Source organism: Brachybacterium sp., assembly GCF_036379615.1.
GTDB lineage: Bacteria > Actinomycetota > Actinomycetes > Actinomycetales > Dermabacteraceae > Brachybacterium.
On record NZ_DASVGJ010000040.1, the window covers coordinates 95713 to 102104 of the forward strand.

Below are 6392 nucleotides of genomic sequence, written 5' to 3' on the forward strand. Positions count from 1 at the left end.
CCGTCACGGCCCGCCGAGTCTGCGAGCCCGGCCGCGCCGCCAGAGGAACGCTGCGAGGATGGACCCCGACACGCCCGCAGCGATGTCGAGGGCCGTGTCCGCCGGCGCCGTGTAGATCGAGGAGTCCACCCACCTCGAGGCCGCGGACTCCATCCCCTCCCACACCACGGCCGCCGCGATGCCGCACCGCACGATGGCCGCGGTCGAGGGCTCCCCGAAGCTCAGGACACGTGCGATCAGCACCGCGACCAGACCGTTCGCTGCGAGATGCGTGGGGACATCCCACCAGGAGATCCGCTCGAAGAGGAGAAGGAACGAGCTCACCGCGGCGAACAGGCAGACGGCGGAACTGCTGATCTCCCAGGCCAGAGTCAGTGACGAGCGCCAGGCGACGACCTGCGCCAGTGCGACCAGCATCGAGACCGCGCACTCCACCCACATGCCGAGCGCCGCGAAGACGAGTGCGAGGGCGAGACCCGACCATCGCACCGGCAACAGGGCGAGAGCGCGGACCCACGCCCGGCCATCCTCGACCGTGGACCCGCCCCCCGCTTCGTCGCGCAGCTCGGCGCTCACCGGACGTCCATTGCCTGATCGACGATCGACGTCCGTTCGGCGAGCACGGCCTGCCTGTCGATCGACCTGCGCGCCGCGCCGCCGCCAGCGGCTCGGTCGAGGTGCAGACGCTCGGCCCATCGCTCCCACGGCCGCTGCCGGATCCAGTTCCGTCGGAGGGTGCTCAGCGCTCGCTTCCCGCGCAGCGTCGCGAGGTGCCCGGGGAGCAGCGCCCGGGGGGACATCCCCACCCACGCTCGCCAGTCCAGCAGCACGTCCTCCTCGGGAGCCACCCGGAACGAGAGGTCCATGTCGTCGTGCACTCCAGGGTCCGAGGACACCTCGCCCCGCACCCGCTCCCACCAGACTCTGCGCATCGACATGGTGCTGCCGAAGGCGGGTAGATGGCCCAGGGCAGCCCCCGTGCACAGCATGTACGCACCGAGATAGGCGATCGCGGCGACAGTCCCCCAGTGGCGCGGCAGCAGGAACACCGCCGGACCGGTGACCAGTGCGACGGAGCGCCCGCCGGTGCTGTGAGCGCGCTGATGGGCCGCGATCCACCCCTGCGGCAGCCTGCTGTCGGCGTCACAGCGCAGGATCAGGTCGCCGTGCGCAGCGTTGTACCCCGCGGCCGCCGCTGCCGGGATTCCAGGTGCCGACTCGACAATGACCCGGCAGCCGGCCCGCAGTGCGACCTCCGCGCTGTCGTCCCTGGACCCGTTGTCCACGACGATGACCTCGGCAGGCGCCTGTGTCTGCGCGGCAAGATCGGCGAGCAGGTGCCGCAGATGCCGCGCGTCGTCCTTCACGGGCACCACGACGGAGCAGCTCGGACCGTGCGCCGCGGGGGCCGGTCCCGAGGCGACGGCAGTCGGGCGATTCGAGGGGGCGGGCGCGGCCATGGCCCGCCGACTGCTCCACGGGGCCCAGAGGTCGTGGGTCCCCATCTGTCACACCCTTCGACGTCATCGGAGGAATTCACTAGCTTGTCTAACAGTCACGGTATCAAGGCACCACCGTCAGGTCGAACCCACCGACCGTAGAGGCCCGACGAGCGCGATCGATGCAGCCGTGCACTGCCCGTTCACCCCTTGATCGCGCCGAAGATCACGCCCTTGGTGAAGTGCCGCTGTACGAACGGATACACGAGAAGTATCGGCACCAGGGCGAACACCACGATCGCCATCTTCACCGCAAGGCTCGCGGCAGGTTGCGACGACCCCACTCCCGCCGGAGTGCGCGCGGAACCGGGCAGCTCGACGCCTTCGAGCACGTAGGAGCGCAGGACCATCTGCAGTGGCCACTTCGCGCTGTCCTGCAGATAGAGCATGGCGTTGAAGAAGGCGTTCCAGTAGCCGACTCCGTAGAACAGGGCGATCACTGCGATCACGGCTGTCGACATCGGCAGGATGATCCGACCCAGGATCCGGAACTCTCCTGCTCCGTCGATGCGTGCGGCTTCGAGGATGTTGCTGTCCACCCCCATGAAGAAGGCACGCAGGATCAGGATGTTGAACGCTGAGACGGCGCCGGGCAGGATCAGCGCCAGATAGGAATCGATCAGCCCCAGCCCGGAGACGACCAGATAGGTCGGGATCATCCCGGCCGAGAAGAACATCGTGATGATGAACAGGAACAGGATCGGCCGGTGCAGCAGAGTGCTGGTGCGGCTCAATCCGTAGGCGGCCAGCACCGAGACCACCGTCGACAGTGCCGTTCCCACAGCCGTCACGCCGATGCTGACCAGGATCGACCGAGTCACCACTCCCCCGCTGAGGATCGCGGAGTACGCCGAGAAGGTGATCTCGCCCGGGATCAGCACCATGCCACCGGCTGCGTTGATCGTGGCATCGGAGGAGACCGAGGTGAGCACCACGGTGTACAGCGGAAGCAGCACCACCAGCACGATCCCGGCCACGGCGAGGCTCTTGCCGACCCTCTCCACCGCAGTGGGCGCTTCAGCCCACGCGGGCCGCTGGCGAGACGCCTTGGCCCGGTTCCTCGGCCCGCCGGACCGTCCCAGCCATCCCCCGGTTCCCGGCTCTCGGGTTTCCCCGCGCGCTCTTCGTGCAGAGGGAACCGCCTGATCGGAGACTCCGGACCCAGGTGCGTTGACACTCATCAGGACTCCTTCCGGTACACACCGGCTTCACCGAAGACATGGGCGAGCTTGTTCGCACCGAGCACCAGCAGCAGGGAGACGATTCCCTTGATCAGCCCGGCAGCGGCCGCGAACGACCAGTCCCCGCCGATCACGCCCTGGTAGTAGACATAGGTGTCGAGCACCTCGGCTGCTCCTTGCCCCACGGCTCCCCGCTGCAGTATCAGCTGCTCGAAGCCGACCGTCAGGGCGTCGCCGAGGCGGAGTATGAGCAACAGGATGATCGTGGGACGGATCGCGGGCAACGTGATCGACCACATCCGCCGCCACTTCCCGGCACCGTCCACCGCGGCCGCTTCGTACTGCGCGGGGTCGATGGTGCTGAGCGCTGCGAGGAAGATGATCATCCCCCAGCCGGCGTCCTTCCACACCGCCTGCGCAGTGACCAGCAGCAGGAATGTCTCGGGATCGGTCATGATCTCGACCGGCTCCATACCGGCGTCCCGCAGCACACGGTTCAGCAGCCCGGCGCCTCCGAGGATCTGCTGGAAGATCGTCACCACCAGGACCCAGGAGAAGAAATGGGGAAGGTAGATGATCGACTGGATCGAGGTGCGCAACCACGGGGTCAGGACCGAGTTCAGCAGCAGCGCCAGGGCGATCGGGACCGGGAAGTAGAAGATCAGCTGGAACGTGGTGATCGCCAGCGTGTTGGCCACCGCATCCCAGAACGAGGGAGTGCGGAAGACTCGCAGGAAATTGTCCCAGCCGGCCCAGGGGTTCTCGAAGAGGGCCACATAGGGCGAGTAGTGCTGCCACGCGATGATATTGCCGAGCATCGGGACGTACATGAACAGGATCATCAACCCGACTGCAGGCACCACCATGAGCAGGAACGGCCAGTCCCGACGCAGACGCTTCGACAGCGGGACACGCCGTCTGGTCGCGCCCGCTGCCGAGGCGTCGGGCGTCGCCTCTGCTGGACCGTGCGGCCTCCCATGGCCCGAACGTGTGGAGGTCACGGCGCGAGTTCGTCGTAGACGCCCTGGTAGTACTCGCGCATCCGGTCACCGCCCGATGAGCGCCAGGTCTCCACCGCCGCATCGAAGTCATCCATCGACTTGCGCCCACGCACGACGTCCTTCTCCAGGTCGTACATCGGCTGGTCCAGGGAGGCGTACTCCGCGGGGCGAGGGACCTGGTAGCCGTAGAACGGATCCTCGACCATGTGCTCGGTCTCTCCGGCCATCCACTCGCAGTACTCGCGGACATGGTCCGGATCCTCGAAGTCGAACTTCGCCACCGGCCCGGTCACCAGAGTGGACAGCACTCCGGGGTGCTGGTCGGCAAGCATCTCCGTCGCTTCCGGGACGCCGCCCTCGCCGCGCTCGAAGTGCACACCCTCGGTCCCGAAGTTGACCAGTTCCCATTCCTTCGTCCCGAAGGGGGCCGCCAAATAGTTGGCGATGCCCAGCAGCTCCTCGATGCGCGCCGTGTCATCGGACTTCTTGAGGAAGCTGAAGAAGTTCGCGGCATTGCCGGCGTAGCGGACGGGGTCCGACCCGCTCGCCGAGAGATCGCTCATCGGCACCTGGCGGTAGTCGGGGTTCGAGGCCTGCACCCGCTTAGTGGACTCCCCCCACGCACCGATGCCGTCGTAATGGATGGCGACCTGTCCGGACTCGAAACGCTGCTTGGCATCGCCGGAATCGGCCACCACATCGGGGTGCACCAGATCGTTCTCGAACAGCGAGATCTGGAACTCGAGCGCGTCGCGGTACTCCTGGGTCTCCCAGCGATAGACCAGGACACCATCGTCGAGCCGCCAGGCCGGCGGTGCGCCGAACATCAGATTCGGTGCACCGACGTTCAGATCGTTGGTCGCCCAACGATTCGCGCCCGGATCGGTCAGCTCCCGGCAGACCTCGAGGAACTCCTCGGCCGAGGCCGGCGCATCGAGCCCCAGGGAGTCGAAGATATCCGCCCGGTAGAAGATCGCATCCGTGACGATCTCGCCCTGCACGGGGATGCCGTAGAGCTTGCCCCCGAACACGCCGAACTCCCAGGCGGTCGTGGGGAGGTTCGCCAGGTTGGGCCACTGCGAGATCTTGTCGCCCCCGAGGAACGGCGTGAGGTCCTGGAAGACGGACTCCACAGCCTGCGAGAAGCGCGGAGGAGGGTTCCAGCCGAAGACGGAGACCCAGTCGGCCACGTCGTCGGGCGAGGCGAAGACAGCCGCCTGCTTGTCACCGTAGTCATTGCCGGTGGTCATCTGATAGCTCAGGGTCGCACCGAGAGCCTCGTCGAGAGCTCGGGTGTAGTCGTTGTCGAGGTTCGACTGCACCGCGCTCCAGGTGGGGACCATCAGCTCGAAGCTGCTCCCCGATCCCGGAGGGGAATCCACCGTCTGGGGGAGCTCCTCCGGATAGGTCGTGTACCCGGGCGTGGACCCGTTCTTGCCGGGGATGTCCGGCGTCACTGCCGTCTCCTCGACATAGGTCGGCAGCTGCACCTCGGAGTTGGCAGCGACATCATTCGCAGCTCTCTCGGCGGGGGCTTCTCCCCCGCACGCCACGAGAGCCGGGAACAACGCTGCCAGGCCGACGCCGCCGAGCAGCGCACGGCGCGAGGTGTACCTGCGGGACGATCCGAAACGCGTCGACATGGGTGCTCCTTCATCGCAGCTGGAACAGACGGCACTGCCTGCCCCGTGGACGCCCCCCTGCCCCGATGCCTCCAGTCGGCCAGGTCAGACGAGGTTTACCGGTCCACCAGGCACACAGTAGGCTCCTCCACACACGTGGTCAAGCATCGACCGGTAGGTCGGCGCACGGATACCAGAGGAGCCAGTGTGAACAGTCTTCGGGACGTCGCGGCAGCCGCCGGCGTCAGCAGGATGACGGTCTCCAACGTCATCAACGGTCATACGCACAAAGTCTCGGCAGCAACCATCGCGCGAGTCCAGAAGGTCATCGCCGGCCTCGAGTACGTCCCGGATGCGCAGGCACGGTCGCTCGCCACGAACCGATCAAGGTTGCTGGGACTGGTCGTGCACCACCCGGACGAACGTCGCGAACTCTTCGAGAACCCCCACGACGCGATACTGGTCGGCGCGGTCGAGCGGGCGGTCTCCGCGTCGGGCTCCGCATTCATCACCGCGTCCAGCGCTGACGTCGTGGGGACGGCCCGGACACTCGGCTCCTGGCGCACGGACGGCCTGATCGTCTACGGCTCGGTGTCCGATGAGATCAATGAACTCGAGCGCACCCAGGCCCGGCCGCTGGTGTTCCTCGACAACTACTCGCGGGACGAGCACGTGCGGACTGTCGGAGTCGCCGACCACCAGGGCGGGGCATTGGCCGGTGAGCACCTCATCGAGCTCGGCCACCGCCATCTGGCCTTCGCCGGTCCTGTGAATTCCACTGACGGTGTCGTCGCCCACCGCCTCGCGGGGCTCCGTGAGGCTGCCGCGGAGGCAGGGATCGACACGGTGCGCGTACTGCCCGCGGATCATGAGCCTCGGGCGGCGGCAAGAGTGGTCGAGCAGCTGCTGGGCCGGCCCGACCAGCCCTCGGCGGTGGTCGCGGCGAGCGACACCTTGGCGGCTGAGCTGGTCGGAGAGCTGCTGGACCGCGGTATCGACGTACCGGGACAGATGTCTGTCATCGGATTCGATGACATGGCCGTCAGCCGTTGGATGCGCCCTCAACTGACCACCGTCGCCCAGGACATC

Annotated in this window: 6 protein-coding genes; 1 reads left to right on the forward strand and 5 read right to left on the reverse strand. The window is 67.1% G+C overall.

Going from position 1 to position 6392, the window contains the following annotated elements; translation table 11 throughout:
- Positions 1-3: 3 nt before the first annotated feature.
- The 5 genes from VF289_RS07860 to VF289_RS07880 form a co-directional block, all read right to left on the reverse strand.
- On the reverse strand, positions 4-576 hold the full coding sequence (locus tag VF289_RS07860) for a hypothetical protein (protein WP_330882798.1): 573 nt from the start codon (positions 574-576) through the stop codon (positions 4-6).
- The gene (locus VF289_RS07865) at positions 573-1460 is read right to left on the reverse strand and encodes a glycosyltransferase family A protein (RefSeq protein ID WP_330882800.1); all 888 of its coding nucleotides are present in this window, start codon (positions 1458-1460) and stop codon (positions 573-575) included. The genes VF289_RS07860 and VF289_RS07865 overlap by 4 nt, the downstream gene beginning before the upstream one ends.
- A 182-nt stretch (positions 1461-1642) precedes the next feature.
- A complete protein-coding gene (locus VF289_RS07870) occupies positions 1643-2680 on the reverse strand; it encodes a carbohydrate ABC transporter permease (RefSeq protein WP_330882802.1) in 1038 nt (345 codons plus the stop codon).
- A complete protein-coding gene (locus VF289_RS07875) occupies positions 2680-3585 on the reverse strand; it encodes an ABC transporter permease (RefSeq protein WP_330882814.1) in 906 nt (301 codons plus the stop codon). The genes VF289_RS07870 and VF289_RS07875 overlap by 1 nt, the downstream gene beginning before the upstream one ends.
- A gap of 92 nt (positions 3586-3677) precedes the next feature.
- Positions 3678-5324 (reverse strand): sugar ABC transporter substrate-binding protein, encoded by a 1647-nt coding sequence (locus VF289_RS07880; protein WP_330882804.1) that lies wholly within the window; start codon positions 5322-5324, stop codon positions 3678-3680.
- A 186-nt stretch (positions 5325-5510) separates the two neighbouring features.
- Between VF289_RS07880 and VF289_RS07885 the strand changes: the two genes are divergently transcribed.
- Positions 5511-6392: LacI family DNA-binding transcriptional regulator (locus tag VF289_RS07885; protein WP_330882806.1), on the forward strand; the 882-nt coding region annotated here is incomplete at its 3' end.